Source organism: Mycobacterium sp. D16Q13, assembly GCF_002013375.1.
Classification (GTDB): domain Bacteria; phylum Actinomycetota; class Actinomycetes; order Mycobacteriales; family Mycobacteriaceae; genus Mycobacterium.
The window spans coordinates 239,361-260,147 of sequence record NZ_MAEW01000008.1 but is presented as its reverse complement, the minus strand read 5'-3'; the positions used below and the strand labels follow the sequence as shown (position 1 = coordinate 260,147).

The 20,787-nt window shown below is 65.4% G+C and carries 22 protein-coding genes; 9 read left to right on the top strand and 13 right to left on the bottom strand.

The genetic code is table 11. The annotated features are described in order from the left end of the window. Positions 1-305 precede the first annotated feature (305 nt). Entirely contained in the window at positions 306-878 is a 573-nt protein-coding gene (locus tag B4400_RS09995) for a cysteine dioxygenase (RefSeq protein ID WP_078310052.1), read from the top strand. Then, positions 875-1,243 carry a rhodanese-like domain-containing protein gene (locus tag B4400_RS09990; RefSeq protein WP_078292932.1) on the top strand — a complete coding sequence of 123 codons (369 nt, stop codon included), beginning with the start codon at positions 875-877 and terminating at the stop codon, positions 1,241-1,243. The genes B4400_RS09995 and B4400_RS09990 overlap by 4 nt, the downstream gene beginning before the upstream one ends. 9 nt (positions 1,244-1,252) lie before the next feature. On the opposite strand, the gene B4400_RS09985 is transcribed toward B4400_RS09990, so the two are convergent. From B4400_RS09985 to B4400_RS09960, 6 genes are read right to left on the bottom strand one after another with little or no spacing between them, the layout of a single operon-like run. Continuing rightward, on the bottom strand, positions 1,253-1,750 hold the full coding sequence (locus B4400_RS09985) for a MarR family winged helix-turn-helix transcriptional regulator (protein ID WP_078310049.1): 498 nt from the start codon (positions 1,748-1,750) through the stop codon (positions 1,253-1,255). Positions 1,751-1,764: 14 nt separating this feature from the next. Continuing rightward, positions 1,765-2,538, bottom strand: coding sequence for an enoyl-CoA hydratase (locus B4400_RS09980; RefSeq protein ID WP_078310047.1), 774 nt, complete (start codon positions 2,536-2,538; stop codon positions 1,765-1,767). Next, positions 2,535-3,416: a 3-hydroxyisobutyrate dehydrogenase gene (gene mmsB, locus B4400_RS09975; RefSeq protein ID WP_078310043.1), complete on the bottom strand. Its 882-nt coding sequence runs from the start codon at positions 3,414-3,416 to the stop codon at positions 2,535-2,537. Before mmsB ends, B4400_RS09980 begins: the two co-directional genes overlap by 4 nt. Then, a complete protein-coding gene (locus B4400_RS09970) occupies positions 3,413-4,444 on the bottom strand; it encodes an enoyl-CoA hydratase/isomerase family protein (RefSeq protein ID WP_078310556.1) in 1,032 nt (343 codons plus the stop codon). The genes mmsB and B4400_RS09970 overlap by 4 nt, the downstream gene beginning before the upstream one ends. A gap of 29 nt (positions 4,445-4,473) precedes the next feature. Next, positions 4,474-5,622: an isobutyryl-CoA dehydrogenase gene (locus B4400_RS09965; RefSeq protein WP_078310041.1), complete on the bottom strand. Its 1,149-nt coding sequence runs from the start codon at positions 5,620-5,622 to the stop codon at positions 4,474-4,476. 11 nt (positions 5,623-5,633) lie between these two features. Further along, positions 5,634-7,151: a CoA-acylating methylmalonate-semialdehyde dehydrogenase gene (locus tag B4400_RS09960; protein ID WP_078310038.1), complete on the bottom strand. Its 1,518-nt coding sequence runs from the start codon at positions 7,149-7,151 to the stop codon at positions 5,634-5,636. A gap of 314 nt (positions 7,152-7,465) precedes the next feature. Here B4400_RS09960 and B4400_RS09955 point away from each other — a divergent pair, with 314 nt between their 5' ends. Beyond that, complete coding sequence (locus B4400_RS09955; RefSeq protein ID WP_078310034.1) at positions 7,466-8,311, top strand: Bax inhibitor-1/YccA family protein; 846 nt, start codon at positions 7,466-7,468, stop codon at positions 8,309-8,311. Positions 8,312-8,357: 46 nt separating this feature from the next. Here the strand turns inward: B4400_RS09955 and purT are convergent, their stop codons facing one another. The 3 genes from purT to B4400_RS09940 form a co-directional block, all read right to left on the bottom strand. Continuing rightward, positions 8,358-9,557: a formate-dependent phosphoribosylglycinamide formyltransferase gene (purT, locus tag B4400_RS09950; RefSeq protein ID WP_078310029.1), complete on the bottom strand. Its 1,200-nt coding sequence runs from the start codon at positions 9,555-9,557 to the stop codon at positions 8,358-8,360. Positions 9,558-9,651: 94 nt separating this feature from the next. After that, positions 9,652-10,869, bottom strand: coding sequence for an acetyl-CoA C-acetyltransferase (locus tag B4400_RS09945; protein WP_078310025.1), 1,218 nt, complete (start codon positions 10,867-10,869; stop codon positions 9,652-9,654). Positions 10,870-10,918: 49 nt separating this feature from the next. Beyond that, on the bottom strand, positions 10,919-11,926 hold the full coding sequence (locus B4400_RS09940) for an SGNH/GDSL hydrolase family protein (RefSeq protein ID WP_078310020.1): 1,008 nt from the start codon (positions 11,924-11,926) through the stop codon (positions 10,919-10,921). A 189-nt stretch (positions 11,927-12,115) separates the two neighbouring features. Between B4400_RS09940 and B4400_RS09935 the strand changes: the two genes are divergently transcribed. The 4 genes from B4400_RS09935 to B4400_RS09920 all read left to right on the top strand — a co-directional run bounded on the left by B4400_RS09935 (position 12,116) and on the right by B4400_RS09920 (position 16,562). Beyond that, entirely contained in the window at positions 12,116-13,192 is a 1,077-nt protein-coding gene (locus B4400_RS09935) for an alpha/beta hydrolase (protein ID WP_078310017.1), read from the top strand. A gap of 57 nt (positions 13,193-13,249) precedes the next feature. Continuing rightward, positions 13,250-14,647 carry a cystathionine beta-synthase gene (locus tag B4400_RS09930; RefSeq protein WP_078310013.1) on the top strand — a complete coding sequence of 466 codons (1,398 nt, stop codon included), beginning with the start codon at positions 13,250-13,252 and terminating at the stop codon, positions 14,645-14,647. A 106-nt stretch (positions 14,648-14,753) separates the two neighbouring features. Then, positions 14,754-15,326 carry an RDD family protein gene (locus B4400_RS09925; protein WP_078310010.1) on the top strand — a complete coding sequence of 191 codons (573 nt, stop codon included), beginning with the start codon at positions 14,754-14,756 and terminating at the stop codon, positions 15,324-15,326. Positions 15,327-15,389: 63 nt separating this feature from the next. Next, on the top strand, positions 15,390-16,562 hold the full coding sequence (locus B4400_RS09920; protein WP_078310007.1) for a cystathionine gamma-synthase: 1,173 nt from the start codon (positions 15,390-15,392) through the stop codon (positions 16,560-16,562). Positions 16,563-16,565: 3 nt separating this feature from the next. Here B4400_RS09920 and B4400_RS09915 read toward each other — a convergent pair whose 3' ends face one another. After that, complete coding sequence (locus B4400_RS09915; protein WP_078310004.1) at positions 16,566-17,237, bottom strand: GOLPH3/VPS74 family protein; 672 nt, start codon at positions 17,235-17,237, stop codon at positions 16,566-16,568. Then, entirely contained in the window at positions 17,198-17,413 is a 216-nt protein-coding gene (locus B4400_RS24885) for a hypothetical protein (RefSeq protein ID WP_286141877.1), read from the bottom strand. The genes B4400_RS09915 and B4400_RS24885 overlap by 40 nt, the downstream gene beginning before the upstream one ends. Between B4400_RS24885 and ilvA the strand changes: the two genes are divergently transcribed. Further along, the gene (gene ilvA, locus B4400_RS09910; protein ID WP_286151542.1) at positions 17,375-18,523 is read left to right on the top strand and encodes a threonine ammonia-lyase; all 1,149 of its coding nucleotides are present in this window, start codon (positions 17,375-17,377) and stop codon (positions 18,521-18,523) included. The genes B4400_RS24885 and ilvA overlap by 39 nt on opposite strands. Before the next feature lie 114 nt (positions 18,524-18,637). Further along, positions 18,638-19,546, top strand: coding sequence for an endonuclease domain-containing protein (locus B4400_RS09905; RefSeq protein ID WP_139361350.1), 909 nt, complete (start codon positions 18,638-18,640; stop codon positions 19,544-19,546). A gap of 30 nt (positions 19,547-19,576) precedes the next feature. Here the strand turns inward: B4400_RS09905 and greA are convergent, their stop codons facing one another. Continuing rightward, a complete protein-coding gene (gene greA, locus B4400_RS09900; protein ID WP_057967215.1) occupies positions 19,577-20,071 on the bottom strand; it encodes a transcription elongation factor GreA in 495 nt (164 codons plus the stop codon). Positions 20,072-20,335: 264 nt separating this feature from the next. Further along, a complete protein-coding gene (locus tag B4400_RS09895) occupies positions 20,336-20,755 on the bottom strand; it encodes a DUF4307 domain-containing protein (RefSeq protein ID WP_078292914.1) in 420 nt (139 codons plus the stop codon). Between the last annotated feature and the right edge of the window lie 32 nt (positions 20,756-20,787).

Genomic DNA, 20,787 nt, shown 5'->3' with positions numbered 1-20,787 from the left:
GGTGTGGTGGTGCTGCCGGTGGGGGCGGGAGTCACCTTGTCGTCGGGTGTGGACGTACATGCCGCACCGATCAACGGGACACAGAGGGCCATCAGGGTCGCGGCGATGCGGGTTGGGACGGTCACCACTCCAAAGTAGCAAGTGCCTACCAGCGACAACATTTACTCACTCAGAGCTTTTGCTCGGAGGGGAAAACCGCTGGAAAACGCCGGTACCATTTCAGCTGTGATGGGACACAGGGGTTTTCAGGGGTGGTGTTGCGGCTAGCCGCCACCATCCCTGCCCCTGCCATCGATTGAGCCTTCATGACCACTGCATCTGTCCTGGATCTGCGCCGCCCGTCCTCCGCCGGATCCTCACCCACCCGACTGCGACTGCCGGATCTGCTCCGCATCACCGATGAGGGTGCCGACGACGCCCTGCACGGCCGCTTCGACCATCTGCTGCCCGCGGGCGGGCTTCCTGCCGACGAGCGCTGGGCCACCCGCATTCATGCCGACGACGAGCTCGATGTCTGGCTGATCAGCTGGGTGCCCGATAAGTCCACCGAATTGCATGACCACTGCGGGTCACTCGGCGCGCTGACTGTGCTCAGCGGTTCGCTGCACGAATATCGCTGGGACGGAAGTCAACTGGTGCGCCGTCGGCTCGACGCCGGGGATCAGGCCGGATTCCCGCTGGGCTGGGTGCACGACGTCATGCGGGCACCCTTGAGATCCATCGAAGCGCCGGTTCCTGCCGAGATCGGACCCACACTGAGTGTGCACGCGTACTCGCCGCCGCTGACCGCGATGTCGTACTACGAAGTGACCCAGGCCAAGACGCTGCGACGGAGCCGCACCATCCTCACCGATGAGCCCGAAGGGCCGGCGGCATGACGATCCATGATCTGCTGGCGACGGCGCGCGGCCGCCTGCGCCGTCTGCCCGCCGACGAGGTGCCGACCGCGCTGGGCCGCGGCGCATTCCTTGTCGATATTCGCCCCGCCGCGCAGCGTGCCGAGGAGGGCGAAGTGGTCAATGCCCTCGTCATCGAGCGCAATGTTCTGGAGTGGCGCCTGGACCCGGAAAGTGACGCCCGCATCCCGGAGGCGGGCAATCACGACGTGGAATGGGTCATCCTGTGCCAGGAGGGCTATACGTCCAGCCTGGCCGCCGCCTCTCTGCAGGAGATCGGCCTCTACCGCGCCACCGACGTCATCGGCGGATACAAGGCCCTCAAGGACAACGGCATCCTGATCTAGCCCAGATGCTTATCCGAAGTCACCGGCGTCGCGCCGCAGGTGCGTCAGCACCGACACCAGCGTGCGGGTACGCGCGGGCGAGAGCCCGATCTGTGCGAACACTTTCGCGTTCAGGTCGGCGGTCGCCACCGAACCGAGATCGCGTCCGGCGCGGGTGATCTCCACCAGCGTGCCGCGACCGTCGGCGGGGTTGGGAACCCGGCACACCAGTCCCGCCTCCTCCAGGCGGTCCACCGTGTTGGTCACGGATGTGGGGTGAACCTGAAGGCGCGCACTGGCTTTGGCCATGGGCATGGAGCCGGCCCGGCTGAACGACAGCAGCATCAACAGCTCGTACCGCGAGAAGGTCAGTCCGTGTGGGCGCAGTACATCTTCGACGCGCGCCAGCATGATCTGGTGAGCCCGCATCACCGATGTGACGGCGGCCATCCCGTCGGCGACCTCACCCCAGCCGTTCTCAACCCAATGGCGATGGGCATCGTCGACGGGATCGAACGGCAGGGTCATGATCCGATGAGTCTCTACCGGTGAATGAAGTTGGCAGGACGCTTCTCGACGAATGCGGCCATACCCTCTGACTGGTCAGCGGTTCCGAACGCCGAGTGGAAGATCCTGCGCTCGAACAACAATCCTTCGGTCAGGCTGGACTCGAAGGCCCGGTTGACGGCTTCCTTGGCCATCATGGAGGCCGAGAGTGACATCTCCGAGATGGTCTTGGCGACGGCCTTGGCCTCGTCGAGCAGGCTTTCGGTGGGGACCACACGCGACACCAGACCGCTGCGCTCGGCCTCGGCGGCATCCATGTTGCGCCCGGTGAGAATCATGTCCATGGCCTTCGCCTTGCCGATGGCGCGAGTGAGCCGCTGCGATCCACCCATGCCGGGCAGCACGCCCAGCTTGATCTCGGGCTGGCCGAACTTGGCGTTTTCGGCGGCGATGATCAGGTCGCACATCATGGCCAGCTCACATCCGCCGCCCAGGGCGTACCCGCTCACGGCCGCGATGGTCGGGGTGCGTACGGCGCCCAACTTGCCCCAGGCGGCGAAGAAGTCGGAGCCGAACATGTCACTGAACGACTGGTCGGCCATTTCCTTGATATCCGCGCCCGCCGCGAATGCCTTCTCGCTACCGGTGATGATGATCGCTCCGATGCCGTGGTCGGCGTCGAATTCTGCTGCGGCGGTGGTGACCTCGTTCATCACCTGCGAGTTCAGCGCGTTGAGCGCCTTGGGCCGGTTCAGGGTGATGACGGCGACCCGATCGATCTGCTCGGTGAGGATGGTTTCGAAAGTCATGACACTCCTTGAATTCGCGTGAAGATCGCCGAGAAGTCTAGGGCCGAGCCGCCCGAGGTATTGAAGTCGTCGTAGATGTGGGCTGCGGCGAGGCCGAGCTGCGCGTCAACTCCGTTGGTGCGTACCGCGTTGGCAGCCAGTCCCAAGTCCTTGGCCATCAGGGCGACCGCGAAGCCGGGCGTGTAGTCGCGATTGGCGGGGCTGGTGGGCACCGGGCCGGGCACGGGACAGTTCGACGTGAGCGCCCAACACTGGCCCGAGGCGTTGGCGGCGACATCGAAAAGAGCCTGATGGGTCAGGCCGAGCTTTTCGCCGAGCACGAACGCCTCACTGATCGCGATCATCGATACGCCGAGGATCATGTTGTTGCAGATCTTCGCGGCCTGACCCACGCCGGGGCCGCCGCAGTGCACGACGCGCTTGCCCATCACTGCCAGAATCGGTTCGGCGTCGGCGAATACGGCGTCATCGGCGCCCACCATGAACGTCAGGGTCGCCGCGGTGGCGCCGGGCACTCCGCCGGACACCGGAGCGTCTGCGAAGCGATGTCCCGCGGTGGTCGCCGCCTCATGTGCGGTGCGGGCATCGGCCACGTCGACGGTGGAGGAGTCGATGAACAGCGTGCCCGGACGTGCCGCGGGAAGCAGATCCTGGTACGCCGAGAGCACGTGCTCGCCCTTGGGCAGCATGGTGATCACCACATCGGCCGTCGCGGCGGCCACCGCGCCCGACTCCGCCAACGGCACCCCTGCCTCGGTGGCGGCAGCGCGTGCCTGCTCGGACAGGTCGAAGGCGGCCACGGTGTGCCCGGCCTTCGTGAGATTGACCGCCATCGGTAACCCCATGTGGCCCAGGCCGATAAAGGCAACATTGGTCATGACCACTCCAAATCATCGCTGACTGGCTGGAAGAAGGCCTCGACATCGGCCTCGGTAACCGCGGCGAGTGTCTTCGGGTCCCACTGTGGGTTGCGATCCTTGTCGACCAGCTGCGCCCTGATGCCCTCGACCAGATCGTGGGAACTCACCGATTGGCTGGACACCCGATACTCCTGGGTGAGAACTGCTTCCAGCGAGGGCAATTCGCGGGCCCGTCGCACCGCGGCGAGTGTCACCGACAATGCGATGGGGGAGCGGGTCAGGATCTGATCGGCAGCTGCGCGGGCTCGCTCGTCGCCGTGCGATTGCAGCGCAGCCACGATATCGGAGACGGTTTCCCCGGCGTAGCACTCGTCGATCCAGCTGCGTTGGGCCACGAGGTCACTCGAAGGAGCTATGGCGCCGTGCACCGCGAGCGCGGTGGCCAGGTCGCTGTCGATGATGGCCTTGGTGAACTTTTCCAGCCGGTCATGGGGCACGTAGTGGTCGGCGAAGCCCAACGCGATGGCGTCGGCGCCGGAGAACGGGGCGCCGGTGAGTCCGGCGTGCAGTCCAAGCTGACCCGGGGCGCGGGAGAGCAGATAGGTTCCGCCCACATCCGGGATGAATCCGATCCCCACCTCGGGCATGCCGACCTTGGAGGTGTCCGTGACGATGCGGGTGTTGGCATGCCCGGCCACTCCCACGCCACCACCCATCACGATGCCATCCATCAGCGCCACATACGGTTTCGAGAACCTGCCGACCTGGGCATTGAGTTGGTATTCCTCGCGGAAGAACCGGCGGGCAACCACACCGTCGATCTTGGCGCTGTCGTGGATCTCTACCACGTCGCCACCCGCGCACAGGCCGCGTTCCCCGGCGCCGGAGAGCACCACCGCACGCACCGCGTCATCGGCCTCCCACTCGGACAGGGCCGCCGACATCGCGGTGATCATGTCGTTGGTCAGCGAGTTGATGGCCTTGGGGCGGTTGAGCGTCAGCAGGCCGACACCCTTTTCGACCCGCGTCTGGATCTGATCCGTCACCGGTGCTTGATGGTCTTCACCCAAGAGGCTCATCCGGCGAGCCCCTCTGTCATGAGCTTGCGGGACACAATGACTCGCATGATCTCGTTGGTTCCTTCCAGAATCTGGTGCACCCGTAGGTCACGCACGATCTTCTCGATACCGTATTCGGCCAGGTAGCCATAGCCGCCGTGGAGCTGCAACGCCTCGTTGGCCACCGTGAAACCTACGTCAGTGGCAATGCGTTTGGCCATGGCGCACAGCTCGGCCGCGCGTGGATCGCCCTCATGTACCGCCGAGGCCGCACGCCAGACCATGGTGCGGGCCGCCTCCAGCTCGGTGGCCATATCCGCGAGCCTGAACTGCAGCGCCTGGAACTTGATCAGCTCGTCGCCGAATGCCTTACGCGTGCGCAGGTACTCGATGGTCTTTTCCAGTGCCGAGCGGGCACCACCGAGCGAGCAGGACGCGATGTTGAGCCGGCCGCCGTTGAGGCCGCGCATCGCGATGGTGAATCCGATGCCTTCCTCGCCGATGCGGTTGCCCACCGGAACCCGGACATCGTCGAAGACAACCTGTGCGGTGGGCTGAGCATGCCAACCCATCTTGCGTTCCGGGGGCCCGAAGGACAGCCCCGGCGTGTCCTTGGGCACCACGATGGTGGAGATGCCCCGTGGGCCGGGGCCCCCGGTGCGCGCCATCACCACGTAGAGGTCCGCGGCCCCGGCGCCCGAGATGAACTGCTTGACGCCGTTGAGCACATACTCGTCCCCCTGGCGAACCGCGCTGGTTCGCAAGGCCGATGCGTCACTTCCGCATTCGGGCTCGGTCAGGCAGTACGCCCCAAGCGTCTCCATGGTGCACATCGAGGGCAGCCACCGTTGCCGCTGCTCCTCGTCGCCGAATTCGTCGATCATCCAGGCGGCCATGTTGTGGATGGAGATGAACGCCGAGACGGCGGAGCATCCGGTGGCCATCGCCTCGAAGATCAACGAGGCATCCAGACGAGTGAGACCGGAGCCGCCGACATCGGGATCGATGTAGATGCCGCCCATGCCCAATGCCGCGGCCTTGGGAAACACCTCGACCGGGAAGTGCTTGTCGCGGTCCCATTCCAGGGCGTGGGGCGCGATGTGGATATCGGCGAATTCCCGCGCCGTATTCCAGATTTCACGCTGCTCGTCGGTGAGATTGAACATGGATAGCCCACTCAGTCCATGGTCGGAATCACGAAGGAGGCGCCTTCTTTGGTGCCCGAAGGCCAACGCTGGGTCACCGTCTTGGTCTTGGTGTAGAACCGGATCGAGTCGGGCCCGTGCTGGTTGAGGTCGCCGAATCCGGATCGCTTCCAGCCGCCAAACGTGTGGTACGCCACCGGAACTGGAATCGGCACGTTTACTCCGACCATTCCGGTGTTGACCTTGGCGCAGAAGTCGCGCGCGGTGTCGCCGTCGCGGGTGAAGATCGCGACACCGTTGCCGAACTCGTGCTCCGAGGGCAGCCGCACTGCCTCGTCGTAATCCTTGGCGCGCACCACCGACACCACCGGACCAAAGATCTCTTCCTTGTAGATGCGCATATCCGGCGTCACGTGGTCGAAAAGTGATGCACCGATAAAGAACCCATCCTCGTGGCCGTCGACCGTGAGGTCGCGGCCATCCAGAACCAGCTGCGCACCTTCCGCGATGCCGATGTCGATGTAGTCGCGCACCCGCTTGAGCGCGTCCGCGCCCACTAGCGGGCCGAAGTCCACACCATCGTCCAGCGACGGTCCGACCACCAGCTCGCGGGCGCGCTTGGTGAGGCCGTCCACGAGCCGTTCGGCGGTGGATTCACCGACCGGCACCGCGACCGAGATGGCCATACAGCGCTCGCCGGCCGAGCCGTAACCCGCACCGATCAGCGCATCAATGGCCTGGTCGATGTCGGCGTCCGGCATGATGATCATGTGGTTCTTGGCGCCGCCAAAGCACTGAGCCCGTTTGCCATTGGCAGTCGCGGTCTCGTAGATGTACTGCGCGATCGGGGTGGATCCGACGAATCCGACCGCGGCGATGCGCGGATCGTGCAACAGCGCGTCCACGGCAGTCTTGTCACCGTTGACGACGTTGAAGACGCCGGGTGGCAGGCCTGCTTCGAGGAACAGCTCGGCAAGGCGTAGCGGCACCGAGGGGTCACGCTCGGAGGGCTTGAGCACGAAGGCATTTCCACACGCCAGTGCCGGGCCGGCCTTCCAGAGCGGAATCATGGCGGGGAAGTTGAACGGGGTGATGCCCGCGACCACGCCGAGGGGCTGGCGGATGGAGTACACGTCGATGCCCGTGCCCGCTCCGCTGGTGTACTCGCCCTTGATGAGGTGGGGGATGCCGGTGGCGAATTCGCACACCTCAAGCCCGCGTTCGATATCGCCCTTGGCGTCGGCGTGGGTCTTGCCGTGTTCCTGGGACAGCATCGTGGCCAGCTCGTCGATCTCCGCGCGGACCAGGTCGACAAACTTGGCGAGCACGCGTGCGCGTTGCTGGGGGTTGCGGGCGGCCCAGCCGGGCTGAGCTTCCGCGGCGTTCGCGATGACCGCCTCGACTTCGGAAACGTCCGCCAGCGGCACCTGTCGTACCGGCTTGCCCAGTGTGGGGTCGTAGACGTCGGCGAAGCGGCCGGAAGTGCCGGGAACGCGCTTACCGGCGACGAAATGCGTCAATGTGGGCAGGGAATCAGGTAACGAACTCATGGTGTAGCCCCTTGGGAAGCGGTAGGAAATCCGGGAGGTCGGCACCTCTGAATCTAGTTGGACATCCATGTAATGTCTAGTAGGACTTCCAGCTAAAAACCCCACTGTTCACAGGGATCTCACAGGGATTTGCCACAACTGTGGAGTCGGGGCGGTAGTCTGAGCTCAGACGTGGCCGGACAGTCTCGCGGACCAGTGGCGTAAGCGCGGAACTCTTGCACTTTCCTGCTCGTTGAATCACCAGTTGACTCGTTAGACGTCATCTGCGGAGGCCGCACCTCGCGGTACCGCACTTCCAGGAGAGGATCACGACGGTGCGAACCACCAGCAATCCCATTCTTCGGACGCTGCCCGGAAAAGAGGGTGGCGGCTATGCGCAGTTCGGGGCGGGCGCGGCAGGTGCCGGTGCCATGGCGGCCCAGCAGATGCGGCAGGACCCGTACACCGCTTACCCGGAGGCCCAGGCCGGCGTATCCCGCCCGCTGACGATCGACGACGTGGTCACCAAGACCGGCATCACCCTCGGTGTCATCGTCGCCGTCGCTATCGCCTCCTTCTTCCTGGTCAGCGCCAACACCGCGCTGGCGCTGCCGTTCCTGCTCGTAGGTGGGCTCGGCGGCCTGGTGATGGTGATGATCGCGAGCTTCGGGCGTAAGCAGGACAACCCGGCGATCGTGCTGAGCTATGCGGCGTTCGAGGGCCTGTTCGTCGGCGCCATCTCATTCGCCATCGCGGTCCCGGTTGCTGGGGCCAACGCCGGAGCGCTGATCGGTCAGGCGGTGCTCGGCACCGTCGGTGTGTTCATCGGCATGCTGTTCGTGTACCGCTCGGGTGCCATCCGCGTCACGCCCAAGTTCCAGCGGATGCTGCTGGCCGGTCTGGTTGGCGTGCTGGTACTGGCGCTCGGCAACATCGTGCTCGGATTCTTCGGCATCGACATGGGCCTGCGCAGCGGTGGACCGATCGCGATCATCTTCTCGCTCGTCTGCATCGGTCTGGCTGCGTTCAGCTTCCTGATCGACTTCGACGCCGCCGACCAGATGGTCCGTGCCGGTGCACCGGAGAAGGCCGCCTGGGGCATCGCCCTCGGCCTGGCTGTCACCCTGGTCTGGCTGTACGTCGAGATCCTGCGACTGCTGAGCTACTTCCAGAACGACTAGTACTCAACAAAAAGGGGCGTCCCGCCAGGGGCGCCCCTTTTTCGTGTCAGTGAGAGACGCGGACCCGCTGTGCGGCCTCGGTGGCATTGCGCCGCGCTGTCTGCACGTCCTCGTCGTATGCCAGCGCCACGCCCATGCGGCGTGTGACGAAGCTTTCCGGCTTGCCGAACAAGCGCAGATCGGTACGCGGCACCCGCAGAGCGGTCTCGACACCGTCGAATACGACGCCTTCCGCGTCGACCCCGCCGTAGATGACCGCGCTGGCGCCCGGTGTCTTCAACGTGGTGTCGACGGGAAGCCCGAGGATGGCGCGGGCGTGCAGTTCGAACTCGTTTTGCCACTGCGTGATCATGGTGACCATGCCGGTGTCGTGTGGGCGCGGGCTCACCTCGCTGAAATACACCTGGTCGCCCTTGACGAAGAGCTCGACGCCGAAAATGCCCTGCCCGCCCAAGTTTTCGGTAACGGCGAGGGCTATTCGCTGTGCACTGTCCAAGGCGGCATCCGACATGGGGTGCGGCTGCCAGCTCTCGACGTAGTCGCCGTTGGCCTGTCGATGCCCGATCGGCGCACAAAAGCTCGTCTCGATGCCCCCGCTGTCGCCCAGCGCCCGGACCGTCAACAACGTGATTTCATAGTCGAAGTCGACAAATCCCTCGACGATCACACGGCTATTGCTTACCCGGCTGCCTGCCATGGCGTACTCCCAGGCGGCGCTCACATCGGAGGGTTCGTCCAGCTTGCTCTGCCCCTTGCCGGAGCTGCTCATGAGTGGCTTGACGACGCATGGGTACCCGATGCCGCCGTCGATGGCGGCCTGCAGTTCGGCGAGTGAGTCGCAGAATTGGTAAGGGCTGGTGGGCAATCCGAGTGTCTCCGCCGCCAGGCGGCGGATGCCTTCGCGATCCATGGTGAGCCGTGCGGCACGTGCGGTGGGGATCACCCGTACGGAGCCCTCGGCCTCGAGTGCTTCCAGCGTGGGGGTGGCGATCGCCTCGATCTCCGGTACGACCAGATCCGGCTTCTCCGCTTCGATCAATGCCCGCAGCTGCTCCGGATCGGACATCGAGATGACGCGCGCATGATGGGCGACCTGGTGGCCAGGGGCGTTCTGATAGCGGTCGACGGCGATGGTCTCGACGCCCAGACGTTGTAGGGCGATCAGCACCTCGCGGCCGAGCTCGCCGGAGCCGAGCAGCATGACCCGCGTCGCGCGCGGTGACAGGGGAGTTCCGATAGTGGTCATCGCGACTGAATCTTAGTGTCGCCGAGACCGAGGTTATGGCGGGAACGTGCGAGACGAACTCGCCACAACCTCGGTTTCGGCGCTGACGCGCTTGTTAGGCGAGCCGCTCGATGACCATCGCCATGCCCTGGCCGCCGCCGACGCACATGGTCTCGACGCCGAAGGTCTTGTCGTAGGTGGTCAGGTTATTGAGCAGCGTGGCGGTGATGCGCGCACCGGTCATACCGAAGGGGTGACCCAGGGCGATCGCACCGCCGGACACGTTGAGCTTGTCCTCCTCGATGCCGAGCTCGCGAGCCGAACCCAGCACCTGCACCGCGAACGCCTCATTGATCTCGAACAGGTCGATATCGCCAATTGACTTGCCGGCGTTCGCCAGTGCGCGCTTGACGGCCTCGATTGGTCCCAGACCCATGATTTCCGGGGACAGACCGGACACACCGGTGGACACGACGCGCGCCAGCGGGGTCAGGCCCAGCTCCTTGGCGCGGGTGTCGCTCAGGATGACCAGTGCGGCCGCACCGTCGTTGAGCGGGCAGGCGTTACCGGCAGTGATGGTGCCGTTGGGGCGGAACACCGGCTTCAGCTGGCTGATCGCCTCGTAGGTGGTGCCGGCGCGCGGGCCGTCGTCCTTGGATACGACGGTGCCGTCGGCCAGAGTCACCGGGGTGATCTCACGCTCGAAAAAGCCGTCGGCGATGGCCTTTTCGGCCCGGTTCTGGCTGCGCACGCCCCAGTGGTCCTGGTCCTCGCGGCTGATGCCGGTGTGCAGTGCCACGTTCTCGGCGGTCTGGCCCATCGCGATGTAGACATCGGGGGTCAGATCGTCGTTACGCGGATCATGCCATTCGGTGGCGCCCTGCGCGGCAGTGACGGTGCGGGCCTCGGCATCGGCGTACAGCGGGTTGTGGCTGTCCGGCCAGCCATCGGAGGTGCCCTTCGGGAAACGCGAAACTGTCTCCACGCCAGCGGAAATGAAGGCATGGCCCTCGCCGGCCTTGATGGCGTGGAAGGCCATCCGGGTGGTCTGCAGCGAGGACGAGCAGTAGCGGTTGACGGTGGTGCCGGGCAGGAAGTCATATCCCAACTGCACGGCCACGGCGCGACCGATGTTGAAACCGGCCTCACCGCCGGGCTGACCGCAGCCCAGCATCAAGTCGTCGATGTCCTTGGGGTCCAGTGCGGGCACCTTGTCGAGGGCGGCGCGCACCATCTGGGCGGCCAGGTCATCCGGCCGCATGCTCACCAGCGAGCCCTTGCCGGCGCGCCCGATGGGGGAGCGGGCGAGGGAAACGATCACGGCTTCGGGCATGAAAACTCCTGATATAGGGGAATTAGTACGGGTTCTACTCCCCTGGAATCTAATGCAGCGACGCGACGGGCAGATTGTCGGGCTGCGCAGCGGGCTGGCCGACCACCACCCCGATCTCGGTAGCGGCGCGCCGCCAGATCCTTCCCATCACGCGCATTCGGGCGCCCATGGTCTGGGACTCCGCGGCGGCGGACACCCATGGCAAATCTGGAATCGGCCCACCCGTCCATTCGCCGAGAGCATGTGCGACGGCCGGTAGCAACAGCCGCGCTGCCAGCGCATATCCCGCGGCCGACGGGTGGTAGTGGTCGTCGGCGAACATCTCCTCGGGAGCCTGCAGAAACTCCGGCGAGAGCAGATCAGCAAGCGGGACGGGTACGCCACCGGCGGCCCGCACCGCCGCCGCCTGGAAATGGGCCAGGCGCAGCCCACGGGAGCGCACCACGGCCCGCAGTGGCTGCGGTATGGCGGTGATTACCCCGAAATCGGGGCAGGTGCCCACCACTACTGCCGACCCGGCCGCGCGCAGACGCCGCACGGCCAGACCCAGGCGCTGTGCGGAGGCTCGCACCGCGTTGAGCGAGGTCACGTCGTTGGCGCCGATCATGATCACGGCGAGGTCCGGCGGCGGGCCGATGATCGACATGGCGTCGATCTGCGCCGCCAGCCCCTTGGATGTCGCGCCCGATATCGCCTTGGTGGACAACCGGATTCGTTTCCCGGATTCTTCGGCCAAACCGCGCGCCAGCAGCACCCCGGGCACCTCGTCGGGTAGGTGGCAGCCGTAGCCGGTGGCTGTGGAGTCTCCGAAGATCGCCAGGTGCAGGTCGTATTGCACGCCGCGGCTATATCTGGTGACCGGACCGCCACCGGGTTCGTACACGCCATCGGCAACCGGGGGAGCATCGTGAGTCTTCGGAATCACCAGGCGTACCTGTCTGGCCTGCGCATTCAGGAAGCTGTACGCCCCCCAGAGCCCCGTACCCATCGCCGCGCCCGCGGCCCCGGTGCTCAGGGCCGCCCAGATCGTCCGTCTGCGTGTGGCGAGGATGCTCACGGTGGCTATTTTCACGGAAGGCGACACACCGCGCCAGTCCTCTGACCAGCATCACGCGAAATGAGGCGTGGACGATGCGGTATCGAAAGCGGTTTGTTGCCTGTTGATAGGTATAGTCCATCGGGCGCTAGCTCCCAGCTAGCAGCCTGAGTAACGCAGGACACTGGCTAGGCAAAGGAGCCTGAACAGATGACCGCACCGAAGCGCACCCCCGATTACGGGCATGCGGGATCCGTGGGATCTTCGCTGAACACGCTGGTACGCGCCCTTCCGATGAGTGATGGCGCCGCTGTCGAAGTGATTGAGGACGCGGCGAGTATGGCCGCGCGGCTGCTGGGATTCGGTGTCCGGATGACGGTGCGCACGGTGCTGCAGATTGGCAGCCACGCCCCCACACTTCCTTATCCGTTTGGGCTGATCGAAGAACTCGGCCGGGTGCTGGTTCCCCCGCGCGGCACGGTCAAGGCGACCGTCACGCTGCCCAACACCAACGCGCGCCTGGTTCGCGCCAAGGGTGTCGGACCGGTGGACGGTACGGGCCGGGTGGTGCTGTATCTGCACGGCGGCGCGTTCATCGTGGGCGGCCCAAACACTCACAGCGCCATGGTTTCCACGATCTCCCAGCACGCCGACGCGCCGTGTCTGGTGGTCGACTACCGCATGCCGCCCAAGGCCTCACTGGATCAGGCTGTCGACGATTGCCTTGACGGGTACCGCTGGCTGCGCGCGCAGGGATATGCGTCGGATCAGATTGTGCTGGCGGGCGATTCGGCCGGCGGATTTCTCTCGGTGGCAGTGACCGAACGCTTACTGGCCGAGGACGGCGAAGCTCCGGCCGCGCTGGCACTCATCTCGCCGCTCATCGAGCTGGATCCCGCGCCCAAGGTCGCGCATGAGAACGCCAAGACCGACGTGATGTTGCCGCCCAACTGCTTTGAGGCACTGGAGAAGATTCTCACCAAGGCCGGTGGCGGTGTGCCACCACGGGAGATCATCGACAAGGTCGACGGCCGGATGCCGCAGACGCTGGTGCATTGCTCCGGATCGGAGATGCTGCTGTACGACGCGCGCCTGCTGGGACAGCGCCTCGCCGAGCAGGGTGTGCCGGTGGAGATCAAGATCTGGCCCGGTCAGATGCACGTCTTCCAGGTGGCCACCAAGATCGTGCCCGAGGCCAAGAGATCGCTGGCGCAGATCGGCCAGTACATCCGCGACGCGGTGCCCGAAACTTCCTCGGCGGAGTTCGTCGCACCTGCGGCGGTTTGATCCCTCCGTTAGCTCCCCTGTTCGCGGACCGGTCGCCGGTCTAATAGCGTTACCGGTATGCGCATCGCCCAGCATGTCTCCGATCTGATCGGTAACACCCCTCTCGTCCAGCTCAACTCCGTGGTGGCCGAGGGCAGCGGGGTGGTGGCCGCGAAGATCGAGTACCTCAATCCCGGCGGTAGCTCCAAGGACCGCATCGCCGTCAAGATGATCGAGGCCGCCGAGGAAGCGGGCCTGCTCAAGCCCGGTGGCACCATCGTCGAACCCACCTCGGGTAACACCGGCGTCGGATTGGCGCTGGTGGCCCAGCGCAAGGGTTACCACTGCGTCTTCGTGTGCCCGGACAAGGTCAGCGAGGACAAGCGGAATGTGTTGCGGGCCTACGGGGCCGAGGTCGTCGTGTGCCCCACGGCCGTGCCACCGGAGCACCCGGACAGCTACTACAACGTCTCGGACCGTCTGGTGCGCGAGATCGACGGCGCCTGGAAGCCCGATCAGTACTCCAATCCGAACGGACCTGCCAGCCACTACGAGACCACCGGCCCGGAGATCTGGGCCGACACCGACGGCAAGATCACCCATTTCGTCGCCGGCGTGGGAACCGGCGGGACGATCACCGGTGCGGGCCGGTACCTCAAAGAGGTTTCGGGGGGCGCCGTGAAGGTCGTCGGCGCGGATCCGGAGGGGTCCGTCTACTCCGGCGGTACGGGGCGCCCGTACCTCGTCGAGGGTGTGGGAGAGGACTTCTGGCCGACCGCCTACGACCCCAGTGTTGTCGACGAGGTCATCGCGGTATCTGATGCCGACTCGTTCGAGATGACACGCAGGCTGGCGCGCGAAGAGGGATTGCTGGTCGGTGGATCCTGCGGGATGGCAGTAGTGGCGGCAATTCGATTGGCTGAGAAGGCCGGACCCGATGCCGTGATCGTGGTGCTGCTGCCCGACGGAGGCCGTGGATACCTGTCCAAGGTGTTCAACGACTCGTGGATGTCCTCCTACGGGTTCCTGCGTAGCCGCCTCGATGGCAGCAAGTCCGAGCCCACCGTCGGCGATGTTCTGCGCGGAAAGTCTGGTGCGCTACCGGATTTGGTGCATACGCACCCGTCCGAGACGGTGCGCGACGCCATCGAGATCCTGCGCGAGTACGGGGTGTCGCAGATGCCGGTCGTCGGCGCCGAACCACCGGTCATGGCCGGTGAGGTCGCCGGGTCGGTGTCCGAAAGGGAGCTGCTGTCAGCGGTATTCGAGGGCCGGGCGCAGCTGGCCGACGCCGTGTCCCAGCACATGAGTCCGCCGTTGCCACTGGTCGGTGCGGGCGAGCCGCTGAGTACCGCGGGGTCCATGTTGCGCGACACCGACGCGGTGATGGTGATCGACGAGGGCAAGCCCGTCGGTGTCATTACCCGCCATGACCTGCTCGGATTCGTCTCCTCGGGTAGAGGCGTGCGGCACTGAATTTGGTCCCAAATCGTTTCACGGAAGCCAACCTGTGGAAACGCTGAAAGCGTAATGTGCTCTGTTGCTCGCCGCTGATGCGTGCCATACGAATTGGAGGACAACCGTGACTGAAGTTCCACCACCCTCGCCGCAGGATCCGGGCGGTTACCCGCCGCCTCCGCCGGCGGCCGGTGCACCAGCTCTACCGGGCGGCAATTTCGAAGTCTGGATCCGGCGCGTCGGTGCCTACATCATCGACGTCATCCCGGTGGCGCTGCTGAGCGGTATCGGCGGCGGAATCGCGGGTGGAACCGCTACGACCGCTGATTGTGTCGGCGAGTCCTACGGCGATCCCATGACCGGCGGAATGAGCTACATCAGCTGCCAGCCGGAGTACACCGGCGTGGGCTGGGCCGCCTACATTCTGTTCACCCTCGCGGCGATCGCGTTCGCGGTGTGGAACTGGGGCCTGAAGCAGGGCACCACCGGATCGAGCATCGGCAAGGGCTTGCTCGGTATCCGGGTCCTGGGTGAGGCCACCGGTCAGCCGATCGGATTCGGCATGTCCGTCGTCCGCCAGATCGCGCACTTCCTGGACGCGGTCATCTGTTACATCGGCTTCCTGCTGCCGCTGTTCACGGCCAAGCGGCAGACGATCGCCGACATGCTAGTGAAGACCGTCGTCGTTCCCAAGTAGAAGTAACCCGATTGGCGGCGCTGGGCTGTCTCACTTCCACGGGTCCGTATAGGCTCGGACCCGATGAGTGAGCAGCGCAGCGCCGCCGACGCGTCTCGGTGGCAAGGGTTTTCCACAAGAGCCATCCACGGTGGCTTCCATGCCGATCCGCAGACCGGTGCCGTCAACGTGCCGATCTACGCCAGTTCGACGTTCGCCCAGGACGGTGTCGGGCAGCTGCGCGGCGGTTTCGAGTACGCCCGCACCGGCAACCCCACCCGTGCGGTTCTCGAATCCTCACTGGCGGCATTGGAAGACGCCCACTTCGGTCGGGCGTTCAGCTCGGGGATGGCGGCCACCGACTGCGTCTTGCGCGCTCTATTGCGCCCGGGTGATCACCTGATCATCCCCAACGACGCTTACGGCGGTACCTTCCGGCTCATCGACAAGGTGTTCTCGCAGTGGGGAGTTACTCACACTCCGGTCCCGGTGGCCGATGTCGACGCCATTCGTGCGGCGATCACTCCCAGCACCAAGCTGATCTGGCTCGAGACACCCACCAACCCGCTGCTGAGCATCGCCGATATCGCGGCCGTCGCCCAGGTGGCAACTGAACATTCCGTGAAGCTTTTGGTGGACAACACCTTCGCGTCGCCGGCGCTGCAACAACCGCTGAATCTCGGTGCCGATATCGCGTTGCACTCCACCACCAAATACATTGGCGGGCACTCCGATGTGGTGGGCGGCGCGCTGCTCACCAATGACGAGGAGTTGGACACCGCATTCGCCTTCTTGCAGAACGGGGCGGGCGCCGTGCCGGGCCCGTTCGACGCCTATCTGACCTATCGGGGCATCAAGACATTGGCGCTGCGCATGCAGCGACACAGTGAGAACGCTCAAGCGGTGGCGGAGTTCCTGGCCGGTCATTCGGCGGTCGCGCACACTGTCTACCCGGGGCTGGACAGTCATCCCGGGCATGCGGTGGCCGCTAAGCAGATGCGTGGATTCGGCGGGATGGTCAGCGTGCGGTTGGCTGGAGGGCGTCAGGCCGCACTCGATTTGTGCTCGCGAACAGAGCTTTTCATTCTCGCTGAGTCCTTGGGAGGTGTGGAATCCCTCATCGAACATCCGGCTGCCATGACGCATGCGTCCACCGCTGGGTCACTGCTGGAAGTGCCCGAGGATCTGGTGCGGCTGTCGGTGGGTATCGAAGAGGTGGGCGACCTGATCGGCGATCTCGAACAAGCCTTGCGGTAACCGCTAGTTCATCGAATGCAGGGCCGCCGAGATCACCGCGGCAGTCACCGCGAGATTGACCGCAGATCCGCGATTGTCGCGGATCTGAGCCGACCATCCGCCGTCGGCGATGGTCTGCGACCATCGGGACACCTGCTGCTTGCCGACGGGGTCGAGACTCAAGATCGCGTCGAATCCGTTGACCCCGTGCAGCACTGCGATGATGGCGGCAGTGCTGGGAGCGGGCGGGGCGTAGTGGAACAACACATCGGTGACGCCCTGACGCACCGCGTTCGCACGCTCGTTGTTGGTCACCGGCCAGTACTTCTCCGGGAAGAGCCGACTGCCCATGCGAACCGTGTGGATATCCCCGGTGATCTCCAGCCTATGCAGCAGCTGGGAGTTCACGCCGCGGCCAACCTTGGTGATCGCCTCAACCGGGCTCATCGGTCGTCGTCGCAGCCGGTGCACCGCCCGGTCCAGCACCGGATCCCCGATATCCGGCGCCTGCAGCACCAGCAGATTCCCGGCCTTCGCCGGTTCGCCCTGGGTGGCCGGTCGGACGCGTTGCGCCAGAGCAAGATCCAGGATGATCGCGGCGGCAAGGGCTTGTGTGCGCCGATCCTTGTCCAGGAGGGGCCGTCCGGAGGCATTGTTCAGCAACAGAAGCAGGAGGTCCTCCGCAATCTGTGGCATGAGGGGACAATAGCGGCAGAACTGGTGACATGATGCCTGGCATGGGCATCCAGGCAGCGGGAGCAACAGGGTTGGTGACGGTCCAGGAGATCCAGGAGGTGGCCGAGCGGCTTGCTCCTGTGATGCGGCGCACACCGGTGGTGGCCTTCCGTGCACTCAGTGAGCGCTGCGGGCACGAGGTGCGCCTCAAATGTGAAAACTTGCAACGCACAGGATCTTTCAAACCGCGCGGCGCCTACAACCGGATCAGTCTGCTGCCCGATGACCAACGGGTGAACGGGGTGGTGGCCGCCAGCGCGGGTAATCACGCCCAGGGCGTGGCCTGGGCAGCGACCACGCTGGGCATCCCCTCGACGGTGTTCATGCCGGTGGGGGCCGCGCTGCCCAAGATCGTCGCGACCCGCGCCTACGGCGCGACCGTGCACCTCACCGGCACCACCATCGATGACGCGCTGCTCGCCGCGACGGAGTTCGCGGCAGAGACCGGCGCGGTGCTCATCCATCCCTTCGACCACCGGGATGTCGTGGCCGGGCAGGCCACCGTCGGGCTGGAGATTCTGGAGCAGCTTCCCGACGTCGGCACCATCGTGGTGCCCGCGGGCGGCGGCGGGCTTGTCGCGGGTATCGCGGCGGTAGTCAAAGCTGCGCGGCCCGAGGTGCGGATCGTCGCGGTGCAGGCCGCGGGTGCTGCCGCCTGGCCGCTATCGCTGCAAGCCGGGCATCCGGTGGCACTGCAATCGATGGACACCATGGCGGACGGCATCGCTGTCGGGAAGCCGGGAGCCGTGCCGTTCGAGCATGTGGCCGCCCTGGTCGACGACGTGGTCACGGTCAGTGAGGAGGCGCTGTCGCGCGGGCTACTGCTGTGCCTGGAGCGGGCCAAGCTGGTGGTGGAACCCGCCGGCGCCGCCGCGGTGGCCGCGCTGCTCACACTGTCCGCCGAGGAACTCCGTCTCAGCGGCCCGGTGTGCGCGGTGCTCTCCGGCGGAAACATCGACCCGCTGTTGCTCACGCATGTCATCACGCATGGTCTGCGGGCCGCCGGACGCTACCTGACGGTGCGGGTGACTATCGCGGACGCGCCGGGTGGCCTCTCGGGTCTCCTCGACGTCTTTCGGGCATCAGGTGCCAGCGTCGTCGACGTCACTCACTGGCGTAACAGCGAGCGTCTGCGGCTCGGTGAGGTGGATGTGCTGGCCACCGTCGAAACACGGGGCCCAGAACACCGTCAGGCCGTCCTCGACGCAATCGTCGCGGCCGGCCTGACGGTTCAGGAAGAGCGGTAAACCCCATACGGTCGAGTGCGAGCTAGGCGCGGTTTTCGGCCTGGTTTTCCACGTGAGGCTCGCACTCGATTGGGCGGAGGTGGCTTGTCGGTCGTCGGTGTGATGCTGCGGGCCATGGGGGAGATTCCGTGGCCGTTCCGCTCCAGCGAGATGCTTTCCACCGGGGCAATGACCGAGCACTACCTGCGCACCCGATACCGGCAGCTGTATCCGGGCATCTACGTTCCGCGTGATGTGGAGGTGAGCGCGACACAGCGCGCACACGCGGCGTGGTTATGGACAGAGCGCGGTGGGGTGATCGCCGGGGCGGCGGCCTCGGCCGTGCATGGTGCCAAATGGGTCGACGCGGGTGTGACCGTCGACCTGATCCATCGTCACCACAAGATCGCGAGCGGCCTACGGATCCATCGAGATACGTTGACGGACAACGAGGTTGGTCGCGTTGAGGGGCTTGCCGTCACGAGTCCGGCGCGCACCGCCTTCGATGTGGGCAGGTGGTTGCCGCAGGCCGCAGCCGTTGAGCGCATAGATGCCCTGATGGCAGCGACCGGCTTGATAACTGCGCAGGTCGAGGACGTCATGAAGATGCATAAAGGGGCCCGCGGCCTGGCTCCGCTGAAGAGCACGTTGGCACTGGTCGACGGCGGTTCCGAATCGCCGCAGGAGACTCGAACCCGGCTGCTGTTGGTGAAATCGGGGTTTCCGCCGCCGCAGACGCAGATACGGGTGTTCAACCGCTACGGCGATTTCATCGCCCGCATCGACATGGGGTGGGAGGACCTGAAGGTTGGTGTCGAATTCGATGGAGCTCAACACTGGTTGGACTCTCGCCAACGATCCCGTGACATCGATCGGGCCTCAGAGTTGGCGGCCGAGGGTTGGGCAATCGTGCGGGTGAGTGCCGACATGCTTCGTCACCGGGCGGGCACCGTGGTCGCTCGCGTTGACGAGGCGCTCAGAAATGCCGCCAAGCCCACAACGAGCGCGAGCCTCACGAGGATTTCGGGTCAGATTTCCGCGTGAGGCTCGCGCTCGTTCGACAAATTGGAACTTTTAGTCGTGGTACGGCTCGGCGCTGACGAGTGTCACCTTGACCTCGGCGCCGTTGGGCACGGTGTAGCTGCGAGTCTCGCCGACCTTGGCATCGATGAGCGCGCCACCCAGCGGTGAGCTGGGGGAGTACACCTCGAGCTTGCCGTCCTTGACGCCCTCCTGGCGGGTCGCGATGAGGAACGTCTCGGTGTCGTCTTTGTCGCCGTCGTAGTACACCTTGACGACCGAACCGGGCAGTGCGACACCGGACTGCGTCGGGACCTCACCGACCTTGGCGTTGTTGAGGAGCTCTTGTAGCTGACGAATGCGCGCCTCCTGCTGACCCTGCTCTTCACGAGCGGCGTGGTAGCCGCCGTTCTCGCGCAGGTCTCCCTCTTCGCGGCGCTCGTTGATCTCTGCGGCGATGACGGGGCGGTTGGCGATCAGTTGGTCGAGTTCCGCCTTGAGCCGATCATGTGATTCCTGGGTCAGCCAGGTCACCTGGGTGTCGGTCATGGTGCAGGTACTCCTTGTCTCAGGCCAGCAACGTCCACTGGCGCTCCTCTATCGGGTGCCGGGTCGGGTGCATTGCTGCGGGATTCACTCTCCAGAATGCAGCAATACACGGTCCCAGCAGGGATCCGTGTATCCGCCCAGCATACCACTGTCGCTGTGATGTTCAGCCTATTTTTGGGCGAGGTTTGCCCGATGTGAACGTTGCCGACGTCTCTCTGGCGGCCCTCGGTGCCGTCCCGTGGCACCGGCGCTCAGGAAATTGGGTTAGGACGCGATCAGATACGGCGGAACCGCCAGGCTGCAGCCGTAAACGTCCCCGGTCACCGGCGGTCGGGTCGACTTCACCAGCGCTGTGACCGGCACGGATCGCTGTGAGGACGCTGGCACCAGCACCTCGCGCCGTCCGGTCTCGCTGCCGTCGATTGAACGCGCCCGCAGGATGCAGACCGCCGGCTTTGACGGGTCTTTCCGCTCCACCGAGGCGGTGACGGAAACCGTCGAAGAGTCCACGAGTTTGTACGCGGAAAGTTCGCCCTTGACATCTCCGGGGCCCAACCGGGCATATCCGATCGCGGCGATCCCGACCCCGGCGACGATGACCAACGCGGTCAGCCCCATCGCGATCCAGCGGCCGCGGCGGGGCTTGGCGGGCTTGGTCCCGTAACGGTCCTCTGGTCGCTGCACGGGTCAACGGTATGACGTGTATACCCGGGATG